Consider the following 25,467-nt stretch of genomic DNA (forward strand, 5'->3'; position numbering starts at 1 on the left):
AAAATGAGAAATTTAAAAATATTTGAAGATGAACTTTTAAAGGAATTAATAGATAAAAATATCATTGATAAAAAAGAGCGTAACCGTCTCTTAAGAGAGAGGATAGTCAAAAAAACTCCTCTACTGCAAAATATTGCAAACTCAAAAGAGATAGAAACTCAAAGCTTGCTTGAAATATTGGCTAGACTTTATGATGCTACTATACTTGATAACGAAGATACTATAGTTGTTAATGACTCTTTAGTAGCAGATAGCTTGTTTAAAGAGCATGGTGCTGTTCTTGGCAAAATAGATGATACTCAAGCAGAGTTCTATCTTTTTGAGCCTATCTTTGATGCATCTTGGAGTAGTATAGAATCTACATTACAAAAGAACTGTGTAAGATTTATAGTCACATTAGATACTTATGAACGCATTAGTGAAGATATTAAAAAAAATATTGAATATAAAAAAAATCATGCGATTACTAGCAATGAGCAGTTACACTCTCTTCCAGAAGATAAAGTTGCTATTCTATTTGCAGATGAGCTACTCCAAAAAACATTAGAAACAAAAGCCTCTGATGTTCATATAGAACCAAAAAAAGATGGATTTCGTGTGCGTTTTCGTATCAACGGTATGTTGCAGGAGTTTGGTGAGTATGAGAAAGAATTTTTTCCATTAGTGAGTTCTCGCTTAAAACTACTGAGTGGTTTAAATATTGCAGAGAAAAGAGATACTCAAGATGGAGCATTGGTTTTTAAGGCAATAGAGAATGATAAAGAGGTTGATGTTCCTTTTCGTATATCAGTTATGCCTACTATATATGGCGAAAAAATTGTACTTAGACGCTTAAGTGGAGGCGATGAAGTGATAAGACTTGATGATTTGAAAATGGGTGATGATATATCTATGTATTGGAAGAAAGCAATTAAGAATCCCTATGGAATTATTTTGATTTCAGGACCTACGGGAAGTGGAAAGTCAACAACACTTTTTGCCGCATTAAACGAGATAAATCATTCAAATATTAATATTACAACAGTTGAAGATCCTGTGGAGTTTAAAATTCCAGGTGTAAATCAGGTACAAATAAATTCATACAAAGTTTCTTTTGCTACCGCTTTGCGCTCTATTCTTAGACAGGATCCAGATGTAATAATGATTGGAGAAATACGTGATTATGAAACAGCCGAGATAGCTCTTCGTGCTTCACTTACTGGGCACTTGGTCTTTTCAACAATTCATACTAATGATGCTGCTAGTGTTGTTACTAGATTAATAGATATGGGAGTTGAACCATTCTTAGTCGCATCTTCACTTGTAGGGGTGCTTGCGCAGAGACTTGTGCGTATTTTGTGCCCTGAGTGCAAACAGGAACATACTCTAGGTTTTATAGAGTGTCAAAGACTTAGTATAAGTAAAGAAACAGTTGTTTATAAAGCAAAAGGCTGCCGCAAGTGTCATAATAGCGGTTATGTTTCACGTCAAGGTATCTATGAGTTTTTAATTTTTGATGATCATATAAAAAAAATGATAAATAATAAAACTAGCGATATTGAGATTCGTAACTATGCTATTAAAACATATGGTATGCCAACAATTCTTGAATCTGCAAAAAAATTAATGCTGAGTGGTGATACTTCTTATGAAGAGTTGATAAAAGTGGCTTCTGAATGAAAAAAACACCACTTGCCCATTTTATTCGAAACAATGTAAGAAGTGTTTCTGCTAAAAATCGCATTAACTTTTTTAGACAAATGTCCATATTAACTCATGCCGGAATCACATTATTAGATGCACTAAAAATGATGAGACGCTCCGCAAAAGGTCCAATTAAACAGATGGTTTGCGATATGATACAACTAATTGAGCAGGGAAATGAATTGTCAAAAATTAGTGAATATTATGTCAAGTTTTATGATAGAACAATAGCTAGTATGCTTAAAGCAGGTGAAGAAACAGGGACGCTTCCTGAAGTGATGCAACAAATTTATATCAACCTACAGCGTTCCTATAAATTTAAGCGTAAAATAAAAGGGGCTATGATAATGCCTCTTGCTACCTTAATCATTGCAATAGGAGTGATATTTTTTATGGCACTATATGTAATTCCCGCTTTCTCCACTTTTTTAGAAGGGATGGGATCTGGTTTACCACCATTAACAAAGTTTGTTGTAGATACATCAAATATTATTATAAAAGAGTGGGAAAATATTTTAATATACTCTTTTGGTTTTATTTTTTCATTTATTACAATCTACTCAGTTATTAAACCGTTTAAATATGGTATGCATTATCTGTTTTTATATATACCTGTTATAGGACCAATTATACTTTTTAGTACACTTTCTAATTTTTCAAATAATATGTCTAAACTACTTGGTTCAGGGATAGGGGTTATTGAGAGTATCACTATTGCTAATGGTTCTGATGGCTTATTGCCATTTAAAAAAATAGTAGATAAAGTAGTAGGTAATGTTATATCAGGAAGGCATATGTCGGTAGCATTTGCACAAGATCGCTTAATACCGCCAATATTTAATGACTTGGTACAAGCCGGGGAAGAGAGCGGTAATCTTGATGATGCCTTTGAACACTTGGCATATATATATCAAGAAGAAACAGACTATAAGGTAGAAATATTAGAATCGATGATTCAACCAGTGATGACAATACTTATTGGAGTTATTGTAGGTGTAGTTGCAGCAAGCTTAGTCCTAGGTATGGTATCACTTTGGGATACATAATAATATAACTTGTAAATTATATCATTATAGAGTGGTAACCTAAATTTAAACAATTATAAGTTAAAATAAGATGAATAGTAAGCAAGGTGGTATAATAATGCAAATAAAAGTTTATTATGAAGATACTGACACAGGTGGAGTAGTGTATCATTCTAACTATCTTAACTTTTGTGAAAGAGCTAGAAGTGAGGCTTTTTTCAATATTGGAATGACACCAGAGCTTGAAAATGGCCATTTTGTTGCAAGAAAATTAACAGCACAGTATTATAAAAGTGCTAAATTAGGCGATGTTTTAGAAGTAAAAAATGAATTAAAAAAAATGAAAGCAGCCTCTTTTGAGATACTACAAACTATATATAAAGATTCACAAAAAATATTTGAGTTAGATATAACTTTAGCTTACATCACTTTTGAAGGAAAACCTCAAAAGCTTGACGCGGATACTAAAGATTTAGTTATATCACTCTTTGAATGAGGTATATTTAACAAATCTATATTTCACAGGTTTAAGTAGCTCAATAGGATAAATCATTTGATTGTCTTCTATAGCTATTTTATACTCTCTATCCTCTCTTGTTGCTAAAGAAAAGAAGTAGTCAACTCCAACAGTTGTTGTATAGTTAATCCAATCATAAACAATATCATTTCCCAAAAGAGAATTAGCTTCTATAAGAATATTATTGTTATTTGTTATAGAGTTTGCGACTATCATATTTTTTCTATCTTGATATTGTGTAATAGAGAGTATAAGTGGGTCATAATTTATTTGGGTAGATAAAATATTTGTTGCATTTGTATCGTAAAGTGTGAGTTGTGACATAATCATACCAGTTTTAACAATAGGTGTATTTATAAAAAATGAACCTTCTACAATATCTTTATTTTCACTCAAATATATTTCTAAGTTAGTTGTTCTCTTTGGTATAGAAAATTTTACAACACTTCTGTTAGCATCTAAGATTTGAGCCTCAGCTTCTTCAATACTTAAGTTATTGTCCATTGCTTCACCATTTATAAATCTATCTTTTTCATAGACGCTTAACTCTTTACCAATTTTTGAACGGTCATAAAAGATAACTAAAGGTGAAACCGCTTCTTTAGTAATAGGTCACTCTGTGCTTTGTAATCTATACCACCATAGCTTAAATATGAAGAAGTTGCAGTAACATCTTTTTTATTGATAGTTGGGAAAAATATATTTATTTGGGGGTTGATTTCTGCTAAAGTGTTAGCGCCTTGAAGTGTTAAAGGAGCGATAACATAATGAAATTCGTCATTACTAATTTTTAGAAGGGCTTCTTTTATATCTTCTTCACTTTCGCTTTGGATTTTATAACTTTTCAACTCAAAAGAGTGGTTTTTTGAGATGAGATAAGCAAAGGAAGCATTTGTTGTTGAAGAAGCATATCTACCTATGATTTTGTAAGGTAAAAGTAGGGCAACACGAATCTTATCATTTATGATTTGTGAACCAAGATTTAAGATGGAAATATTCATCATTCGTATTTCATCTTGTTCAGGGTTTTGAAGCTTTGATTGAGCATGAGAAAGAAAAGAAAAAATCATATCGTTATCAAGATACTCTTGCATACAACTCTCAGAACAATCATAAGGGTCTAAGTCTTGAATATATGTTTTTGGTAAAGGTATATTTGATATAAGGTAACTCTGTGCAAATATTCCAAGAGGAAGTAAAATAGTAAGTAAAAATATTTTTTTCATAAACAACTCTTTATAGTTTTTAAATCATTTAGTGTGATTTTTTTTAATTCTGGATTTCTCAGTAGATACTGAGGATGATACATTGGTATAAGCTTATACCCTTGAAAGTCTATCACATGTCCTCTTACACTTTGGAAGTCTTTGTCCTCATTTGTTAGTTTATAGTAAGCTTCTTCACCAAGAGTAACAATTATTTTTGGTTTTATAAAATCTATTTGAGAAAATAGGTAAGATTTACATGAGTCCCACTCAGATGATGAGGGAGTATTTGAGTTTAATGGTTTACATTTTATGGCGTGTGTAAAGTAAACATCATTGGTATTTAGTTCTAAAACATTTTTTATCATGTTGCTTAAACTATCTCCACTTCTACCGATATAGTAAGAGTTGTTAGAGTCTTCATTTTGGGAAACACTAAAATCAACTATCATTAGTTTTGCGTTTGAATTGCCAAAGCCACACATACTTTGTTTTCTTGATTTACTTAAATCACATAGATGACAAGTTGATATATTTTGTATTAGTTCATCTAATGTTTTTGGCTCTATATTTGAAGTTTTTATATTTATGGAAAATGGGTCAATATACTCAAATCCAAGAGCTTTCTGACGATAAAGATTTTGAAGAAGAAGTAAATTTTGAAAAGACTTCATTTGCTACCTTTGAGCTTAAATAATGAGTGTGAGTATAGTTAAAGAGTGATTAAATCATACTTTATATTTATTTTATGCTAGAATGTCCGCAACAAAAGGATATGTTTGAATCACAAACAAAACAAATTAAATATTAATAGTTTTTTATTAAGCTCTTCAAGAGAGGTTAGTGGCGTTGTTAGAAAAATTACAGAATTTAATTATAAAAATATACTAATTCATGTTTCGGCTTTTATGCATAACACTGTTTTAGTGCAAAATTTAAAGCTAGAGCTTGAAAAAGTACTTCCAGATGCTAAATTAATTATGCTAAAACATGAAAATAAAACTCAGACTTCTTTGGTTGTTTATAGTTTAGATAATCTGCAAGATTCTCAAAATATCAGTGATGAAATATTAAAAGAAATTCAGATTTTAGATAACGAAAAAACACATGATTTAAAAGAATCAAAAAGACAATTACTTAGTAGATATTTTACAGACCATTTAACAAGTTTTCCAAATATGTATCAACTTAGAAAAGATTTACATGATAATGAAAAATATGCTCTTGTTTCTATTGCTATAGATGACTTTGCAACGATTAATAATTTTTACGGTTACATGGTTGGAGATTACATAATTGAGCAAGTTGGAAACTATCTTGTCCAGAATGTTGATGAACGCATCTATAGGGTATCGGGAACAGAGTTTACTCTTTATTTAGAAGAAGATTTAGGTTTTTATGATTTAAAAGATTACCTGATTAAATTATATGAAAAAGTTAGTAATATTTTAGTTTTATATCAAGGTCAAGATATAAATGTAAGTTTAACTCTTGCTTCGTGCGCAAACTACAATCAAGATAATCTTTTTTCAAAAGTTTCTATGGCTTTAAAATACGCAAAAGACAAAAGAATGCCTTTTTGGATTTATGAAGATAGAATGAACTTTGAAAACGAGTATGAAAAAAACTTAAGTATTTCAAATATTGTTCGTAAAGCAGTTCAAGAGTCTAAAATTGTTCCATATTTTCAGCCAATTATGGATAATAAAACCATGAAGGTTTCAAAGTATGAGTGTCTTGCTCGTTTGATTGATGAAAATGGTAAAATTATGTCACCCACTATGTTTATACCAATCTCAAAGCGCATAAAAGTTTATAACTATATTACTAAAACTATCATAGAAAAAGCCTTTGATGTTTTTGAGAAAAATGAGTATGAATTTAGTATAAATCTCTCAATGGAAGATATTTTAAATAGTGGTATATTTAAATTTATCATGCAAAAATTAAAATCAAGCAACGCTTCAAAAAGAGTAATATTTGAGATAGTAGAATCAGAAGCCATACAAGATTTTGATAAAATCGCACGGTTCATAAACGAGATAAAAAGATATGGAGCAAAAGTAGCCATAGATGATTTTGGAGATGGTTACTCGAACTTTTCGTACCTAACTCGCATGAAAGTAGATTATTTAAAAATAGATGGCTCACTTATCAAAGATATAGATATAGATAAAAGTTCACTTTTAGTTGTGGAAACAATAGTGGATTTTGCAAATAAACTAGGCATAAAAACCATTGCTGAATATGTACACTCAAGTACGGTTTTAGATACAATTAAAGAGCTAAACATTGATTATTCTCAAGGTTATTATATTGATGAGCCACTTGTAAGAATAAGATAATGAAACTTTAAAGATTTTTTTGTCATAATTTTAAACATTAATATTTCGAGGTGTTTGTAATGGAAAAATTCAATAACTTAAGTATAAAAATCAAACTTTTTTTGATTTTTATTATCCCTGTCGTAGCTCTTACTTTTCAAATTACTTCAGCAATAATAGATAAAAAAAGTATCATTAATGAAGAAAATATTTTATCCATTTCAGTTGGAATTGTTACTAAGGTTAGTTCTTTTGTTCATGAGATACAAAAAGAAAGAGGTGCAACTGCTGGATATCTGAGTTCAAATGGTAAGAAGTTTGGTGCAAAACTAAAGTTACAAAGAGTCTCTACAGATGCAAAGCTTCAAGAGCTAAAAAATCTTTTGGAATCGTCTGATTTAGATGCTTTACCTTCTCTATACATAAACGACTTAAAACATGCCTTATCAAATATAAGTTCCATTGCAAGTATTAGAAGTCAAGTTAGTTCTTTATCTATGGATAAGGCTCAAGCTATATCTTTTTATACAAAGTCAAATGCTTTATTTTTAGACTCTATTGGTAATTTAGCAAAGTTTTCAAATGACTCTGCGATAGTAAAAGAGCTAAACTCTTATGTGAATTTTTTATACTCAAAAGAAAAAGCTGGAGTAGAGAGAGCAGTAGGTGCAGCAGCATTTTCAAGCGATAGCATCTCCTCACCTGCTCGTATAAAGTTTAACAATCTTATTGCAGAACAAAACAGTTATATAAAAAGTTTTAAAGTTTTAGCGAGTGAAGAAGAAGTTTCATTTTATGAACAAACTATGCGTGGCAAAGTTATAGATGATGTGCAAAAAATGAGAGATATTTTACTAAATGCTAAAGATATAGGTGGGTTTAATGTAGATGCGTCACTTTGGTTTGATACTATTAGCAAAAAAATCACTAAACTAAAAAAGATTGAAGACTATATAACTACTCAGTTTACACCAAGCTCTAAGATGCTTAAAGACTCTACAAATCTTTTGATAGCTTTAAATAATGTCCTTCACGAATCTCAAAAAGAAAGAGGTGCGACGGCAGTATATTTGGCAAGTAAAGGATCAAAGTTCGCAGATGTGTTAATCAAGCAAAAAGAACAAACAGATAGCAAGATAAAGGTTTTTAAATCAAAACTAAGAAATTTAGACATCTCAAAGCACACAAAACTTTTTAAAAATTCAATCAAAAAAACACTTAAAAATCTGGCATCTATTAAAAAAATAAGAAAAGATGTTAAAGCACAAAGTATTTCACTTAAAAGTGCTATCTTATTTTATACAAATTCAAATAACGCTATGTTAGATGTGACAGCGGGTCTTATTCGCTCAGCAACTAAAGCAAAAAGTGTTGAATATTTAAATACTTACTACGCATTTATAATGTTAAAAGAAAGAGCTGGAATAGAAAGAGCAGTTTTAGCAGCAGCATTTTCAAAAAACCAGTTTGCAGATGGCATGAAAGTAAAGTTTGTTAAACTTGTAACACAACAGTCAACTTACCTAGATACTTTTAAAGCAAATGCAAATGCTGATGTTTTAGGATTTTACAACAAACATACATCTTCAAAAGTTTTTAAAGATGTTCAGGCTATGAGAGATATCGCGTTAAGTACATCATCAGTTGGTGGTTTTGGAGTTGAAGCATCTACTTGGTTTAGTACAATTACAAAAAAGATAAATCTACTTAAAAAAGTTGAAGATAAGCTTTCTCTTGATTTGATAAAACATATAAATGAGATAAAAGATAGTGAATCAAGAAGTTTAGTAATGCTGATAGCTTTTGGTATTATTTCGATTTTAATATCAGCATTTTTTGCTTTTATGATTGCTACATTTATAACTAAGTCATTAACAAGTATCTTAAATGCTGCAAAAGATTTAAGTAGTGGAGATGGAGATTTAACAAAAAGACTTGAAATTACATCAGAAGATGAAATTGGTGATGTAGCTAAAGAGATAAACAAGTTTATACATAAGGTGCAAACAACAGTTGATTTGGTTAAGCAAGGAAGTATGGAAAATGCATCTATATCTGAGCAACTCCAAGGGTCTAGCGAGAGTGTTAAAGGCAATATCGAGCATGAAAGTAAGATAGTCCAAAAAGCTACAAAAGATGTTGTTAAAATTAGTTCAAACCTTCAAGGAAGCGTAACTGATGCAAAATCTAACTATGAGCAAATGAAAAAAGCAAGTACAGACTTAGTGGAAGCTAATGTTAAGATTCAAGAGTTAAGTCAAAAGATAAATAAAACAAGTGAAACAGAACAAGAATTGGCAGTAAAACTAGAAGAGTTAAGTAAAAATGCGACAGATGTTAGAGAGGTTCTAAGTGTTATTGGCGATATTGCAGACCAAACAAATTTACTAGCTTTAAATGCTGCTATAGAAGCGGCAAGAGCAGGAGAACATGGGCGAGGGTTTGCTGTAGTTGCTGATGAAGTTAGAAAACTTGCAGAAAATACTCAAAAATCACTCTTTGAGATAAACGCGTCTATAAGCGTTATAGTTCAGTCTATCTTAGATGCTAGTGGGCAGATGAATGAAAATGCAAAAACAGTTATAGAACTTGTTGATGTTTCAAATGATGTAGAGAGTGCAATCCAAGATTCTAACAATATTATGCAAGAAGCCTTAAGTACATCTTCAAAAATGATGCAAGACTCACAGCTTCTTTCAGATGAAACTTCTGAGATAGCAAACGATATTTCAAATATCAACGATATTTCAGGTCAAAATCTAAATAGTGTGGGTGAAATAGCAATAGCATCTTCGCATCTAAACAAATTAACAACTGAACTTAAATCACTACTAGATGAGTTTAAAACGAGGTAAATATGCTTCATCTTGATGATAATAATTTAAAATTATATGATGTGTTATTAAAAAACTATCAAAAGTTAGATGAAGATAAAAGATATTATCATAGTGCATTTAATCTTTTGGGAGATTTAGTTTGGTTAAAAGATATAGACGGTGTATTTTTAAAATGTAATGAAAATGCAGCGCGACTTATCGGTTTACAAATTTCTCAAATAATTGGAAAAACGGATTATGATTTATTTGAGAAGGATAGAGCAGACTATTTTTTAGAGATAGATAAAAAAGCAATGTACGGAAATAACCCGATTGTAGTTAAAGAATATCTAAGTGCTGCAGATGGTTCGTTTCAAGGATATTTTGAAACTACTAAAGCTCCTATGAAAGATGAAGATGGAAATATTATTGGTGTTTTAGGTGTTTCAAAAGATATTAACGAGATAACTATAAAAGAAAAAGAACTAGAAAAACTTTCTCAATACGATACTTTAACTGACTTAAAGAATAGAAATGCAATGATGAATGAATTGCATATTATTTTAGAAAAAAAAGAAAAAAGTATAAAGCATTCTTTGTTATTTATAGATTTAGATAAATTTAAAGAAATTAACGACTCTATGGGACATAATATTGGAGATGAAATTTTAATTTCAGTTTCAAGAAGACTTGAAAAAATAATTGAAAAAGATGATATTTTAGCAAGATTTGGGGGAGATGAATTTACTATATTTCTTCAAAATACACAAAACAATTCAAGAGATATCGAAGTTGCTAAAAAAATTATTACTATTTTAAGGAGACCTTTTTATATAAAAGAACATGAATTTTTTATAACATCAAGCGTAGGAATATCTGTATATCCAAATGATTCAAGTTCAGTAGAAGAACTTTTAAAATATGCTGATAGTGCCATGTATCATGCTAAAAATAGTGGTAAAGATAACTATAAGTTTTATAATGAAAATCTTTCAAAAAGTCTTATGAAAAAAGTTTCAATAATTAATGATTTACGAAAAGCAATCAAGAATAAAGAGTTTGTATTATACTATCAAATACAAGTAGATGCAAAAGAAAATAAAGTTGTAGGAGCTGAAGCTTTAGTCAGGTGGATTCATCCAACAAGGGGGCTTATCTATCCGATTGAGTTTATCCATATAGCTGAATCATCAGGACAGATAGTAGATTTAGGAAAATGGGTGATTTTTGAAGCTATGAAAGATATTTCTCAGTGGAAAAAAAACTCAGTAAAAATAGACAAAATATCGATAAATTTATCCACAAGACAATTGAGTGATGAGCATTTGATTTTAATTCTAATTCAAGCATTAAAAGCTACTGGATGTAAAGCAGAGTGGGTTGAGTTTGAAATTACAGAAAGTTATACAATGAATAATTTTGAATCTAGTGTGCTTTTACTAAATGAGATTGTTGACTTAGGTTTTAGTCTTTCGATTGATGATTTTGGAACAGGTTATTCTTCTTTGTCATATATTAAAAAACTTCCTATAAGTAAATTAAAAATTGATAAGCTTTTTGTTGATGATATTGAAAAAAGTGATGATGATAAATCTATTGTAAATGCTTTTGTATTAATCTCGAAGAGTTTGAAATTAGATGTTATAGCTGAAGGGATTCAAACGCAGAAACAACAAGACGAACTCTTGAAAATTGGATGTAATTTATCTCAAGGATATTTATATTCAAAACCTGTGCCTAAAGAAGAATTATTAAAAGTTCTTTTTTAACTAAAGCCCTAAAAATAGGGCTTAAATAGCTACTGAGCTACTGCAACTTCTAGTGGAGTTGACTCCCAGATGCCGTGTTTTGTACAGTAACCGTGAGCAATAAGGTTTAGTTTTTTACCCATTGGTCTGATGTTAAAAGTTACTTGCGCGTGAGATTTTTCGTTTCCTAAAGTTCCAGGAATAAAAGAAGCCGCAGCTAATTTAGTGTCACCATTAAAAAGAGTGATACTTTCGATGAAGTGATCAAAATCATCTGGGTGAGTATATTCATTTCCCATTTTTACATTAACTGAAAGGATTTCACCTTTTTTAGCTGCACCATCAACTGTAATAAATGGAGAGTGACGGTCAATCAAATCTTTTTTAGCTTCTCTTTCTACTGTATCTATATCAACATATTTGTTAATCTTTGGCATTTTATTTCCTTGTGTTTTTAATTTGTATAGTATTGTAACTTCATAAGCATTTAGTAAAGCATAAATCAGAGTTTATTTGTCTTATTTAAGAAATATTTTATAAAAGCACTTTTTAACCAAAAAATAGGTAAAATCCAAATAATTTAAAAAAAGAGTAAAAATATGCTAAAAACGCTACTAATTGAGATAGGTGTTGAAGAACTACCTGCTGTTCCACTTTTAAAAGAACTTAAGAATATTGAAAAAAAATATGCTGATATTTTAGAAAAAAATTCATTACTTTGTGAGTTTGAATTTTACTATACTCCTCGCCGTTTAGTTGTCTGGCATAGAGAGTTTAAAAGTGCGCAAGAAGATAGCGTTGAAGAGTTTTTTGGAGCTCCTATTGCTGTTGCCTATAAAGATGGAGAACCTACACCTGCTGCAAATGGTTTTGCTAAAAAATGTGGAGTCCAGCTTAGTGAAATAGGTGTAGCACAAAAGGGCAATAAAGATGTTCTTTACTACAAAAAAGATGTTAAAGGTAAAGACTCTACTCAGCTTTTAGAAGGCATCATAAGTGAGTGGATAAAAAGTCTTAGTTTTGGTAAGTCTATGAGGTGGGGAAGTCTTAATGAGAGTTTTATAAGACCTATTCGATGGGTAAATGTTATGCTTGATGATAAACTTGTAAATATAGAACTTTTTGGCGTTAAATCTTCTAAAATCACTTTTGTTCATCGTATTAGTAATTTTGAAGCACTTGAAGTTAAAGGTTCAAAAGAGTATTTTGAAATATTAAAAGATGGTGGTGTTACACTTTTTAGTGAAGATAGAATGCTAAAGATATTAAATGATTTTAAAGCCATTGAGGTTAGTAATGGGGTGAATATTGAAGTTGATGATGATTTACTTAATGAAGTTATAGCCATTACAGAAAATCCGACAGCACTTTTAGGCTCGTTTGATGAGGAGTTTTTAAGACTTCCTCCTGAGGTTATCATCACTTCTATGAAGGAACATCAGAGATATTTTCCAGTTTTTAAAGACGGTAAACTTATAAACAAGTTTGTAGTAGTTTCAAATGCACTTACAGATGATTTTTCAAAAGTTATCCAAGGAAATGAAAGAGTTCTTCGTCCTCGTTTAGCAGATGGACTTTTCTTTTTTGATAATGATTTAAAAAATGGACTTAGCACAGATGGACTAGAAAAAGTTGCATTTTTTAAAGGTCTTGGAAGTGTTAAAGATAAGATGATTAGAGAAGCTAAAATAGCAAACACTCTTTTTGATATGTATAAGATAGATGCTAAAAAAGAAGACCTAGACACAGCGGTAAACTTAGCAAAAGCTGACTTGATGAGTGAGATGGTTTATGAGTTTACAGAACTTCAAGGTCTTATGGGGTCATACTACGCACAAAAAGCGGGAGAGAGTGAAGCTGTTGTAACCGCTATAAAAGAGCAATATTTACCAGATGGAGAAGATAGCGCACTTCCTTCAACTCCTCTTAGTGCCATAGTTGCAATGAGCATAAAGCTTGATACCCTTTTAGCTTTGTTTAGTGTAAATCAAATTCCGACAGGTTCTCGTGACCCTTTTGCTCTTCGTCGCGCAGTAAATGGAATCATAAGAATTACGGCAAAGCATAACTTAGAATTTGATATATCAAAAACATTAAAAGAGTTGGCATCTGGATATGCATCTATTGATATGCAAAAATTAGAAAGTTTTTTCTTGGAGCGAGTGAAACAATACTATAAAGTGAACCCATCTGTTGTTGAAGCAGTTTTAGCATCTAAAGAAAGAGAGTTAGTCGCAATTTCACAAAAGATAGAGGCACTAGATGCTATCGTAAATAGTGAAGGTTTCTCTGAGGCGTTTTCAACCTTTAAACGAGTTGCAAACATAACTAAAGATATTGATTTAACACAAGAGTTATCAGTAGATGTAAAACTCTTTGAAGAAAAAGCAGAAGAAGACTTGTATGCAAAATACAGTGAAATTTCATCTGCAAAATATAACTCTTATGAAGAAGAACTAGATGCTCTTTTAGGTTTAAAACCAAATCTTGATAAGTTCTTTGATGATGTTATGGTAAATGTTGACGATGAAGCTATAAAAAACAATAGAAAATCATTAGTAGCATCTATATATAAAAGTATATTAAATATAGCAGATATCAAAGAAGTAAGTGTTTAATTTAGTAGATTTTAACTATATAAATGAAGAAGATAAAAAACTAACAGAGCTTTTTTTATCTTCCTCTACTCCCAAAAAAAAATACATTCTAGGCATAAATAAACTCACAAAATCTATCTTAAAACATATAAAAGTAGATGGTATTATAGATGACTTTACTAGAGTTCAGAGTTCAAGAAAAAAAGAGATACTAAAGATAGAAGATGTGCCAAAAGGTGCGGTTATCTTATCAGTGTCAACAGGTAGTCCACTTGAAGTAAAATCTAAACTAGATGCGATGGGCTTTTTAAATTTTAATTATCTTTCGTTTTTTAGATATTCAAACCTTCCTCTTGTCCCTCCACCTTTTATGCTTGATTTTAAAGAAGACTTTTTAAAAAATAAAAAACGATACGAAGATATGTATAATTTACTTGAAGATGAAAAATCAAAAGAAGTTTTTACAAAAGTTATAAATTTTAAGATTAGTTTTGATTTAGAGTTTATGAATGGATTTACAAATGACCATGAAGGTCAATATTTTGACAAAGAGATAGTTCCAGATATAAAAAATATAACCTTTGTAGATGGTGGTGGATATGTTGGCGATACCGCTGCGAGGGTAATCAAAAATCATTCTGATTTTAAAAAGATATATCTTATTGAACCAATAAGTGAAAATTTAGCAATAGCATCTAGGGATTTAGCAGAATTTAAAAACATAGAGTTTATTCCTCTTGGACTCTCAAACAAAAAAACTACCTTACACTTTAATGAAGAAAAATCTTTCTCTAGCATCTATGGAAATGGAACTCAAAGTGTAGAGGTTGATAAGTTAGATAACATCATAAAAGAAAAAGTAGATTTTATAAAACTGGACATTGAAGGTGCAGAACAAGATGCAATCCAAGGCGCAAAAAAAACTATAAAAAAGTATAAACCAGTTTTAGCGATTTGCATCTATCATAAGGCACAAGATTGGTATAAAATTCCTCAGATGCTACTAGAAATGAATAGTGATTATAAAGTTTATTTGCGTCATTATATGGAAGGAATATTTGAGAGTGTTCTTTATTTTATACCGAAAAAGGAAAACAAATATGTATGATTTAGCGATAATAGGTGCTGGAATAAATGGAACAAGTGTAGCTTATGAATTTGCCAAGGCTGGTAAAAAGGTTATCATCTTTGATATGGATGGAGTTGCTAGTGGAGGAAGTGGTGCTGCTGGTGCTTTTATTGCACCAAAATTCTCTAAAGAGGGGGAGTTAAAAGAACTTTTAAATGATGCTTTTATTTATAGTATGAAGTTTTATGAGCAAAATTTTCCACATCTTCTAAAAAAAATAAAACTTTTTCATAGTACAACAGACGAAGAATCATCTAAAACACTTGAGGCATATAAAAAAAATACTCCATTAAAAATGAAAAAAGTATCTGAGGATTTTTTAAATACTTTAAGCCCTAGCGCAAAAGAATATGCACATATATGTATAGATGCTGGAATAGTTAACGCTCACGCAATGTGTAGGGCACTGTGTAAAAATGCTAAATATATAGAGCAAAAAGTAAAATCTTTAATATTTGAAGATGATTACTGGGTAGTAAATGAGGTATATAGTGCTAAAAATATTTTACTTGCAACAGGTGCTTATGACGCAGTTATAAAAGAACCATATATAAAGCTAAGTGGTGTTTGGGGACATCGGATTGATATAAAAACTTCTACAAAAAATTTATATAGTATCCATAGAGATATTTCAATATCTCCGAGTTTTGATGGAGTAATAGCTATCGGTGCAACGCATGATGTTCACTATCATCCACAAAGAACTACTACTGCTTATGACCCAAAAAAAGGCAGAATAGAATTACTTGCTAAAGCAGAAAAAACTATAAAACTCCAAGATGTAGAAATCGTGAAAGACTTTACAGGTTTGCGTTCAGGCTCTACTGACTATATGCCTATTATAGGAAGTTTAGTTATTTCAAAAGAAACACTTGCGAGTAAAAATATACGGTATGAAATAGAAAGCTCAAATACTTCAAGTTATACTTACTATCCAAATCTTTATATGATAAATGGAAGCGGTGGATATGGTTTTGTGTTAGGTCCATATATAGCAAAAATTTTAAAAGAGCATATCTTAGATGCTAAAGAGATAAGTAAAAGATTAAGCCCAGATAGATTTTTTACTAGATGGGCTAAAAAATCATTTTAACTTTTTTCAAACTTAATGAGTTCTTAAGAATATACTCAATATCTTATGTCTTAAAAATAACTAAATATAATATTCTAAATTATCAGAGCATAACATAACTGTGAATATTTGGTAATTTATAGGAATATCTAAGGTGTATTTTAAAGCTACTTTTTGTCTGTCAATTTTACTTGTTTTTTCTACTATCTCCTATGCTAAAGAGTGTGTAGAACTAAAAACGATAAATATAGATGAAAAAGAAATTTTAGATTTAGAAGCTAAAAATAAACTTTTTAAAAGTCATATTGGTAAATGTATAGATGCCAATATAATAAAAAGTATCTTAAACACCACTTCCAAATATTACCTAGACCATGGATATATCACAACCAAACCATACTTGCCACCTCAAAATATACTTGATGGAGAGATAAAGATATCTGTTTCAAAGGGTATAATCGAAGATATAGTAGATGCTAATACAAGCAGTTCAAATGCTAAAATAAAAACAGCTTTTATATTTCAAAAAGGTAATGCTTTAAACTTAAGAGATTTAGAAACTTCTTTAGAGATGATAAATAGAGTTCCATCTACAGATGCTAAGTTTGAGATAAAACCAGGGAAAAAACGAAGTTCAAGTATAGTTGTCATAAAAACTAAAGAAACAACTCCATATCATCTAGAGATAGGTGTTACAGGAGAAAAAAATCTAGTTGATGACAATCCATACCTAACAGCAAACATATCAATAGATAATCCTTTTAATATTAATGATATTTTAAAGTTCACATATAACGGTAGTCGTATTCAACAAGATTATCAAAGTTCTTCAGGTAAAGAGTTAAACTATTCTTTTGCACTAGGTAGTTATTTGATGGAGTATATTTGGTATGATTTTTTATATTCCCAAAGTGTTTTAGGTCTAAATGACACTTATGTTTCTGATGGTAATACTATTGGTTTTACTCTTAAAGTAAGTAAACTTATTTTTAGAAATAAAAATAATAAGTTAAAACTTGCACTATCTCTAGGGCACAAAAATACTAAAAACTATTTCTCTGATGAACTTATAGAAGTTTCAAGTTATAAAACAACTCTTGCTCAGATTGACTTGACACATACTTATGTTCAAAACTGGGGACAGCTTATAAATACATATAGTTTTTACAGAGGCACAGACTGGTTTGGGGCTAGAAATGACAACTACTTTACAGGTAATGAAAAAGCAAAACTTCAATTCTCCAAACATACTTTGAGTACATACTTGTACTATAACATCTCAAATACAACTTACCAAATAAACTCAAATCTTCATCTACAATACTCAGGAGATTATCTTTATGATAACAACAAGCTAAGAGTTGGAAGTTACTATACAGTAAGAGGTTATTCATCATCTTACTATGGAGATAGTGGGGGTTACATTAAAAATGATTTACTTAAAACATTCCGCCCAGATTTATATCCTCTTTATGTAACAACTATTTCACCTTTCATCGGGGTTGATTATGGTTATGTAGAGTGTAGAGATAACAATATAGCCTGTGGTAAGTTAATAGGTGCTGCCATAGGATTTAAAACATATTCACAGAAAATAAGTACAGACTTTACTTGGAGTAGAGCTTTGAAAAAAGTTAAAAATTCAGAGATAGAAACACTATTTCGTTATAACTTAACACTAAAATTTTAGGAAAATAAATGAAAAAACTAACCCAAACCATATCACTACTAATCTCATACACTTTAATCTTCTTACCACTACACGCTGCTTCTATCCAAACAGATGGAAGTACAAACACCACACTTGACAAAGCAAGAAATGATGTACCTGTAGTAAATATAGCAAATCCTAATGCATCAGGACTCTCTCACAATAAGTTTAGAGAGTACAATGTCCAGACGCAAGGTCTTATCCTAAATAACTCCAGAGATACAACTGTAAATACTCAACTAGGTGGTTTTATATTTGGTAATAAAAACCTAACTTCAAATGCAAAAGTAATACTAAATGAAGTAACAAGTACCTCTAGAAGTAGACTAAATGGTTATACCGAAGTAGCAGGAAAAAGAGCAGACCTAGTCATAGCAAATCCAAATGGAATTAGTATAAATGGAGCAGGATTTATAAATACCTCTAGTGTAACTCTTAGTACAGGAACCCCTATTATAAACAGAGGAAATTTAGAATCTTTTAACATACTTGGAGGAGATATAAGTATAGAAGGTAGTGGACTAGATTCCATGGGTTCAGATAGCACTTATATATATACTCACTTTTTAAAACTAAACGCTGATATACATGCAAAAAACTTAGAAATTAAACTAGGTAAAAATAGTATAGATGCTAATACTAAACAAATAACATCTTCTACAAATAGTAATGAAGTGACTTTATTTCTACTAGATTCATCTACACTAGGTGGAATGTACGCAAACAGAATCTCTCTTGTGGGAACAGATAAAGGTCTAGGAGTAAACCTACCACCTGAAGTCTTGGCATCTACTGGTGAGATATATATCACCAATGATGGAGATATAAAACTACAAAATGTAAAAGCAAAAACAGATATGAATATAGATGCTAAAGATGCAGATATAACAATAGAAGATACAATAAAATCAGGTGTAGATATAACACTAAAAGCAAAAAACATCTCAAACAACGCTCTCATAAACAGCTCAAACGATTTAACTATAACTTCTGATAATTTAACAAATAATAGAACTATGTTTAGTGGGAATGATATGTTTCTTTATACTAAAGATACTCTTTTAAATAATGAAGATGCAAATATATTTGCTGTAAATAATCTAAAAATAGCAAAAGATGACTCAAATAATAAAACACACTTAGTGAAAAACTATAAAGCGAATATATTTACTTTAGAAGGTGATATAAATATACACTCAGAATCTTTAGAAAATATAACTGATGAGCCAACAATAAAAACGGAGTATAGTAAAAATACCAATGTTGAAACCTGGATAGATTCTTTAGATAGTGAAAATATTCAGGCAGAAATATTAAGTGGACATAACCTAAATTTAGATGTTAATAATTTATTGAATGATTATTCTCTAATTTATGCAAGTAACGATATAAATTTTAATACTAATACATTAAACAATAGTAGTGTAGATTTATTTGAAAAAACAGTAACAACAACTACTAAAAGCAAACGAGTAAAAGATGGCTATTCTTGGGGTGTTAAATGTGGTTGGGGTGGTTGTTGGCCGGTAAAAAAAGATAAGTATAAAACTGTTTATTATGATGTAAAAAATACATCAATAAATACAATTGATACAATCTTTTCAACCATTCAAGCAGGTGAAAAGATTACCGGTGTCGCTGATACACTTAATAATGGCTTTAAGGAAGATGCGGTTATCCCCAGTTCAACAATCGTAAGTGAAGATGGAGAGAGCATAACATATACAAACTCAAAAGACAATACTCAGATAATCTCTATCCCAAAAGACAATCATGGTCTGTTTGTAAAAACTACAGACCCAGCTTCAAAAGTTTTAATAGAAACTAACCCAGAGTTTGCTCTTTATGAAAACTTCATTAGTAGTGACTATATGATGAGTCATATTAACTATGATTCACAAGCAACAAGTAAAAAAATAGGAGATGCTCTTTATGAAAATACTCTTATAAGAAAGAGTATATTTGCTCAAACAGGAAGAAGGTTTCTAAACAGTGATATTAAAAATGATAACGAGCAATTTAAATACTTGATGGATAATGCAATACAAGCAAATAAGTCACTAGAACTAAGCCCAGGAATATCACTAAGTAAAGCTCAGATAAATGCACTTACACAAGATATAGTCTGGATGGAAGAACAAATAGTACAAGGAGAAAAGGTTCTTGTTCCAGTTGTATATATAGCAAATGCAAATAACTTTAAACTCCAAGGTTCTCAAATAATTGCAGGAGATAGTCTAAACTTAAAAGTAGCAACTCTTAAAAATTCAGGAAGACTTGAAGCTGGAAAAAGTTTAAATATAGAGGCATCAGATAGTATTACAAATATAGATGGAAATATAAAAGCAAATGAAGATATAACTCTAAAAGCAACTAATGATATATCAAATATAAGTGCAAATATAAAAGCTAAAAATATAAACTTAGCTTCTGCCGATGGGTCTATTATAAACAAACGCTACACTAAAAATCTCATAGGAGCTTCTTCAAGTATACAAGCATCAAACTCTTTAAATATAGAAGCTAAGGATAAAGTATTAGTTCAAGGTAGTAAGTTAGAAGCTAAAGATATAAATATTGAAGCTAAAAATGTAGATATAGTTACAACAGTAAATAAAAAAGATTTTTTTCTTAAAGGTTCAAATTATTCCATAAAAGAAAAATCTACTACACACCTAGCTTCAAATATAAATGCGGACAACATAAATATAGTAGCAAAAGAAACCTCAAGCATAAAAGGCTCAAACCTAAATGCAACTAATGACTTAAATGTAAAAGCTAAAAAGATAGATGTACTAGCTGTTAATAACTCAACTTATGAAGAGACTAAATCGTCATCAAAAGGTTTTTTTAGCTCTGAATCAACCACAACTAAAAAAGCAACTTCAAGAAACCAAGCCTCAAATCTTAGCGGAGCTAATGTAACACTAACGGCAACGGGAGATGGTATAAATATTATAGGTTCAAACCTAGATGCTAAAGAAACTCTTGCCTTAGATAGCGCAAAAGACAAGGTGAATGGCGAAGCCAGAGAGGGTGCTCTGGGGTATATAAATATAAAAGCTGGTTACAACATAGACTATAAAGATTCTAAAACTATAAAAACAAGTATGCTTAGTGGCAGTGATATTTTTAGTACTAGCATGGACAACATAGGTGCACTTGATAAAACAGCCCAGTCTTCAAACTTAAAAGCTTCAAACATAACTCTAAAATCAAACACTGCAAACATAGAAGGTTCAAACTTAGAAGCTCAAAAAAGTATAGATATAGATGCTAGTGAGATAAACATACAAACAGCTAAAGAAGAACATAAAACATGGGAACAACATGAAAAAATATCTTTAACATTTAACCAAGCTGTAGAAGGGATTGGTAACCTTGGTTTAAGTATGGCTACACTAGGTCAGGCAGGTTCGAGTGAAGATGATGATGATATCATAAACATAAAAGCTTCTTACTCTAAGACACAAGACCAAACCAACTCTATAAACAATGTAGCTTCAAATCTAAAAGCAAAAGAGAACCTCTCACTAAAAGCAAATAGTGGTGACATAAATATAAAAGGTTCAAACCTAGCTTCAGGAGGAAGTACAAGCCTAGAAGCAAGTAACAACATAAATATATTATCAGCCTATAACAAAGACAACCACAGCTATAAAGAAACAAGCGGTTATCTAGAGCTAAAAATAACATCAGATGAAGGACTAGAAACAGAGATAGACCTAACTCTAAAAGATGAACAAGAAGACTTTTCAAATGCTATAGGCTCTACTATATCATCAAACGCAAACTTAATTCTAAAAAGTAAAAATGATACAAATATCATAGGAAGTGATTTAAGTAGTGGTGGAAGTACTACTATGCAAACAGACGGTGAGTTAAAAATAGCAGCCGCTAAAAACACAAGCACAAAGTCAGTAGATAACCTAAATATACATATATATTCTGGAGGAATACCAGAACTAGAACTAGGAGATGGACAACTAGAAGTAGAGCTTGGTCGTGCAACCCTAGATAAAATAAAAAAGACAACCATAGATACAACCGCTACTAAGTCAAATATTTCCTCGGATAAAGATATAGACCTAACAAGTGAAAAAAGTATATTAGTAGAAGGCTCAGACCTAGAAGCTAAAAAAGATGTAGTCCTAACAGCGAGTGAAGACATAACAATAAAAGAAACCAAAGAAACAAGTGAGATAGAGTCAGATGAGATACATGGAGTAGCAGTAGCAAAGTTTGTAATAAAAACAGAATATGTTGCACTTCATAAAGCAATATTAGCAGTCCAAGAAGCAAAAAAGACAATAGATAATGCAAAAGATAATTATGATGATTATAAAGATGAAGTAAAAAAACAAGAGGGTTTATTTGCTAAAGTAAAACAAGATTACAAAAACAATGTAGGCTATATAGAACTAGTAGATGTAGAAGAGTTTGAAGAACTACTAGATGACCTAAAAGAAGATGATAAATACTATAAAGCAAATATAGCCCTAGCCATAGTAACATTCACTACCAAACAACTAGCCCTTGTAGTCCAAATCACAAAAACAGCAACCGCTGCTTCTCAAACATACGGTACAGCACTAAGTGCATCTATAGAACTAGATATAGATGCTGTACAAACACAACTAGAAGAATATGCTCAAAAAAGCATAGCTTCTGGTGTAATGGGTGAGAGCATCACACTAAGAGCAAAAAATAAAGCAACAGTACAAGGAAGTACTCTACAAGCAAAAAACAACATAAACATAGATGCCACTTCAACAGATATACTAGCATCTAAAGACAACTATGATAAAAGCAAAGACACACAGCACCAACACCTAAACATAAGCATAGGAAGTTCAGGCTTTAGCATGAGCGGTAGTGTAGATAACTCAGAGACTACAAATGAACAAGCAACTCAAACAAACTCAAACCTTCAAGCAAATAACATAAATATAAACACTAAAGAAAAAACAAGCATAAAAGGTGCCGAGGTAAAAGCAAAAGACTCTCTAGTTATAAACACTAAAAACCTAGAGGTAGCATCTGTACAAGACACAGCTAAAACAAGAAGTCACTCTATAGGAGTAAGTGCAGGATATGGAGGAGGAAGTCTAAGTAGCTTAGGAGCAAACCAAAGTAAAGCTAACTCTAGATCTAAACAGACAATACTTACAAGCTTAACAGGAAACAAGGTAGATATAACTACAGCAAAAAACACTAAACTAAAAGGTGCAACTATAGCAGCACTAGATGCACAAGGAAATGACAACGGTAACTTAAACCTAAAAACAGAAACTCTAACAGCATCTAGCCTTAATAACACATACAACTCTAAAAGTATGTCTATAGGAATACAATCAGGAGTAACAACAAGTAATTCTAAAAATATAAACAAAGGTATAGAAGGTGGAACAACAGAGATAGATGGAGTAAGTACAATAGCACTAGACTACTCAAACAACAGAACCAACTCAAAAACAAAAACACTTGCAACTCTAGGAAGTGGAAATATACAAATAGCAAACAAAGAAGATTCTGATACAAAAATGCTAAACAGAGATGCAAGTAACAATGAAGTAGATATTTACAACATCTCTAGTCATAAAGGTCTTAAGGGGGAGTTGGATACTAGGCTTCTTACAAAAGATGGGCGAAACAGTATAAAAGAAGACCTAGAAAAAACAAAAAGAACAGGACAATCTTTAGCTGATGTTGCTACAAAAGATGAGTTTAAATTAAAAGATACAGTTCAACACTTGGATGAAGTTCTAAAAGACCTTGAAATTCAAAAACAGTTTGCACTTCAAAACGATGGCAAAGGTATAGAGACACTCCAAGGAGAGAACTCTACAATAGAGCAAAAACAAGAAGCTATAAAACAATATGCAAAAATCTATGCTGATACTTACGGTATAAATATAGAAGAAGCAAATATAATTGCTACCAATAAGCTCATAAAAGGTACTCACTACTCAAATGATGGTAAAAAATCAACAATAGATATAAATGACAATGCTCAAAGAAATGCAAAAGACTACGCAAAAACTATGGGACATGAAGTAACACATGCTAGAATATCACAAGGAACTACAAGAGATAGAAAAGATGATAAACTAAACGAAGCTTATGCTAATACTATGGGAAGCTACTCTGCTGATGGAATGGAGTTTAGTTCAAGTACATACAACAGTATAAATCTAAACTCAAAACTTAATACAAATAAGCATGTTCAGACGGCTAAGGATAAAGTAGTGTTAAATACAAATAATACTAACTTTAAAAATAGAGTAAAAGAAAATGGAGATAAGGTTGATTTTGAAGCTTATTGGTCACTAAGTGATGTTGATAGAATGAATATATTAAGTAATCCAAAAACTCCAATAGAGGAAAAAATAAATGCTCTTGTAGCTGTAGGATTAACACCAAAAGAAATTAAAAAAAGTCTTGGTAACAATTCAGACTTTAAAGCCCTTTTAAAAAATGGAGATAAAAAGTTTGATACTGTTTATGCTGAGCAGAAAAATAAGGTTGATAAGGTTAACAATATTGTTGATAATACGGTAAATGCTTTACAAGCTAGTGAACTAGCTTTAGGTGGAAGAGAAGTAGTTAAAAATGTCATAGAATCTATTACTAAAAAATCATTAGCATTTTCTATTAAAAACGCTAGCTGGACTGCTAGTGTTGACCTGACAAGACAGGTAATAACTCAAGTTGTAGAAAATCCACAACTTTTAGAAGAATATAAAAACAATCCAGAAGAAACCATGAAAAAGATTTACAATAATATTGATTTAGTTCAAACTGCTGTATCAGCTGGTGTAGGTTCTACTGGTACAAAAACATCAACAAATATGAATAATTTGAAAGGAAAAATAAAAGCTAGAGAAACAGTAAAAAAACAATTAGATGATGTTAAGTCAAATAGTAAAAGTAAAAGCAAAATTAAAAAATTAACTAAACGATTGGATGAAAAAACTGATAAAGTAATTGATAGAACAATAATATATGGCACGCCTATAATTATAAAACAAGTTTTAAATAGTCAACCTAAAGATATAATTGAAGAAGTTATAAATACTAATTTATCTAAAAAGGATGATGATGGAACAAATTAATTTAAAAACACTTTTTGAAATATCAAAAGGTATCTTTTTTGTCGTTCTTGCTGGCTTACTTAGTTTAGTAGTTTTTTCTTTGTGCGATGAAAATAATATTACAAATGTATATATTATTATTAGTTTATATGTTATAGTTTTTTTAGTACTTTTTTTCTTTACTATACATGTTTTTAAAATAACATTTGAATATAGTTCTTTATTCCTAGTGGGATTTATCATTTTTTCTATACCAATAATATTTAATAATGATTCTAAAAAGAATGGAAATGATATGAATACTACACTTAAACAACACTCCATTTTTCAAACAGAAGAACAAATGAATAATTATAAATATGCAAATATTGAAAACAAAATTATTATTTTAAAAAATATGGGATTAAATACAGAAAAAATATTTGATAGATTGAAAAACAATATGGAATTTAGAGAATTAATTAAAGGTGGTAATGATAAATTTAATGAGATTTATAATGGAGTTGAAAATACATCACAAGATTCGGCACAGTGAGTGAATCTCCA

Annotated in this window: 16 protein-coding genes; 12 read left to right on the plus strand and 4 right to left on the minus strand. The window is 30.6% G+C overall.

The window, feature by feature from the left end:
* Window positions 1-3: 3 nt before the first annotated feature.
* From MOV50_RS12150 to MOV50_RS12160, 3 genes are all read left to right on the plus strand, one after another.
* Window positions 4-1,659, plus strand: a complete 1,656-nt coding sequence (locus tag MOV50_RS12150; RefSeq protein ID WP_321778165.1) for a GspE/PulE family protein — start codon at window positions 4-6, stop codon at window positions 1,657-1,659.
* On the plus strand, window positions 1,656-2,729 hold the full coding sequence (locus MOV50_RS12155; protein ID WP_321778166.1) for a type II secretion system F family protein: 1,074 nt from the start codon (window positions 1,656-1,658) through the stop codon (window positions 2,727-2,729). The genes MOV50_RS12150 and MOV50_RS12155 overlap by 4 nt, the downstream gene beginning before the upstream one ends.
* A gap of 97 nt (window positions 2,730-2,826) precedes the next feature.
* A complete protein-coding gene (locus tag MOV50_RS12160; RefSeq protein WP_321778167.1) occupies window positions 2,827-3,204 on the plus strand; it encodes a YbgC/FadM family acyl-CoA thioesterase in 378 nt (125 codons plus the stop codon).
* Here the strand turns inward: MOV50_RS12160 and MOV50_RS12165 are convergent.
* The 3 genes from MOV50_RS12165 to MOV50_RS12175 all read right to left on the minus strand — a co-directional run bounded on the left by MOV50_RS12165 (window position 3,190) and on the right by MOV50_RS12175 (window position 5,104).
* Window positions 3,190-3,729: a hypothetical protein gene (locus MOV50_RS12165; RefSeq protein ID WP_321778168.1), complete on the minus strand. Its 540-nt coding sequence runs from the start codon at window positions 3,727-3,729 to the stop codon at window positions 3,190-3,192. The genes MOV50_RS12160 and MOV50_RS12165 overlap by 15 nt on opposite strands.
* 77 nt (window positions 3,730-3,806) lie before the next feature.
* Window positions 3,807-4,451, minus strand: a complete 645-nt coding sequence (locus tag MOV50_RS12170; RefSeq protein WP_321778169.1) for a hypothetical protein — start codon at window positions 4,449-4,451, stop codon at window positions 3,807-3,809.
* Complete coding sequence (locus MOV50_RS12175) at window positions 4,448-5,104, minus strand: uracil-DNA glycosylase (RefSeq protein WP_321778170.1); 657 nt, start codon at window positions 5,102-5,104, stop codon at window positions 4,448-4,450. Before MOV50_RS12175 ends, MOV50_RS12170 begins: the two co-directional genes overlap by 4 nt.
* 105 nt (window positions 5,105-5,209) lie before the next feature.
* Between MOV50_RS12175 and MOV50_RS12180 the strand changes: the two genes are divergently transcribed.
* The 3 genes from MOV50_RS12180 to MOV50_RS12190 are packed head-to-tail and all read left to right on the plus strand — an operon-like array spanning window position 5,210 to window position 11,339.
* Complete coding sequence (locus MOV50_RS12180) at window positions 5,210-6,775, plus strand: GGDEF domain-containing phosphodiesterase (protein WP_321778171.1); 1,566 nt, start codon at window positions 5,210-5,212, stop codon at window positions 6,773-6,775.
* 59 nt (window positions 6,776-6,834) lie between these two features.
* A complete protein-coding gene (locus MOV50_RS12185) occupies window positions 6,835-9,609 on the plus strand; it encodes a methyl-accepting chemotaxis protein (protein ID WP_321778172.1) in 2,775 nt (924 codons plus the stop codon).
* Between the two features lie 2 nt (window positions 9,610-9,611).
* Window positions 9,612-11,339, plus strand: coding sequence for an EAL domain-containing protein (locus MOV50_RS12190; RefSeq protein WP_321778173.1), 1,728 nt, complete (start codon window positions 9,612-9,614; stop codon window positions 11,337-11,339).
* A 29-nt stretch (window positions 11,340-11,368) separates the two neighbouring features.
* On the opposite strand, the gene MOV50_RS12195 is transcribed toward MOV50_RS12190, so the two are convergent.
* Entirely contained in the window at window positions 11,369-11,755 is a 387-nt protein-coding gene (locus MOV50_RS12195) for a class II SORL domain-containing protein (RefSeq protein ID WP_321778174.1), read from the minus strand.
* 162 nt (window positions 11,756-11,917) lie between these two features.
* Between MOV50_RS12195 and glyS the strand changes: the two genes are divergently transcribed.
* The 6 genes from glyS to MOV50_RS12225 all read left to right on the plus strand — a co-directional run bounded on the left by glyS (window position 11,918) and on the right by MOV50_RS12225 (window position 25,456).
* Window positions 11,918-13,936, plus strand: a complete 2,019-nt coding sequence (gene glyS, locus MOV50_RS12200) for a glycine--tRNA ligase subunit beta (RefSeq protein ID WP_321778175.1) — start codon at window positions 11,918-11,920, stop codon at window positions 13,934-13,936.
* On the plus strand, window positions 13,929-15,023 hold the full coding sequence (locus MOV50_RS12205) for an FkbM family methyltransferase (protein WP_321778176.1): 1,095 nt from the start codon (window positions 13,929-13,931) through the stop codon (window positions 15,021-15,023). Before glyS ends, MOV50_RS12205 begins: the two co-directional genes overlap by 8 nt.
* Window positions 15,016-16,137 (plus strand): FAD-dependent oxidoreductase, encoded by a 1,122-nt coding sequence (locus MOV50_RS12210; RefSeq protein ID WP_321778177.1) that lies wholly within the window; start codon window positions 15,016-15,018, stop codon window positions 16,135-16,137. The genes MOV50_RS12205 and MOV50_RS12210 overlap by 8 nt, the downstream gene beginning before the upstream one ends.
* 133 nt (window positions 16,138-16,270) lie before the next feature.
* A complete protein-coding gene (locus tag MOV50_RS12215; protein ID WP_321778178.1) occupies window positions 16,271-17,806 on the plus strand; it encodes a ShlB/FhaC/HecB family hemolysin secretion/activation protein in 1,536 nt (511 codons plus the stop codon).
* An 8-nt stretch (window positions 17,807-17,814) separates the two neighbouring features.
* A complete protein-coding gene (locus tag MOV50_RS12220; protein WP_321778179.1) occupies window positions 17,815-24,942 on the plus strand; it encodes a hemagglutinin repeat-containing protein in 7,128 nt (2,375 codons plus the stop codon).
* Window positions 24,929-25,456, plus strand: coding sequence for a hypothetical protein (locus MOV50_RS12225; protein ID WP_321778180.1), 528 nt, complete (start codon window positions 24,929-24,931; stop codon window positions 25,454-25,456). The genes MOV50_RS12220 and MOV50_RS12225 overlap by 14 nt, the downstream gene beginning before the upstream one ends.
* Window positions 25,457-25,467 lie beyond the last annotated feature (11 nt).

The organism is Sulfurimonas sp. (assembly GCF_029027585.1).
Classification (GTDB): domain Bacteria; phylum Campylobacterota; class Campylobacteria; order Campylobacterales; family Sulfurimonadaceae; genus Sulfurimonas.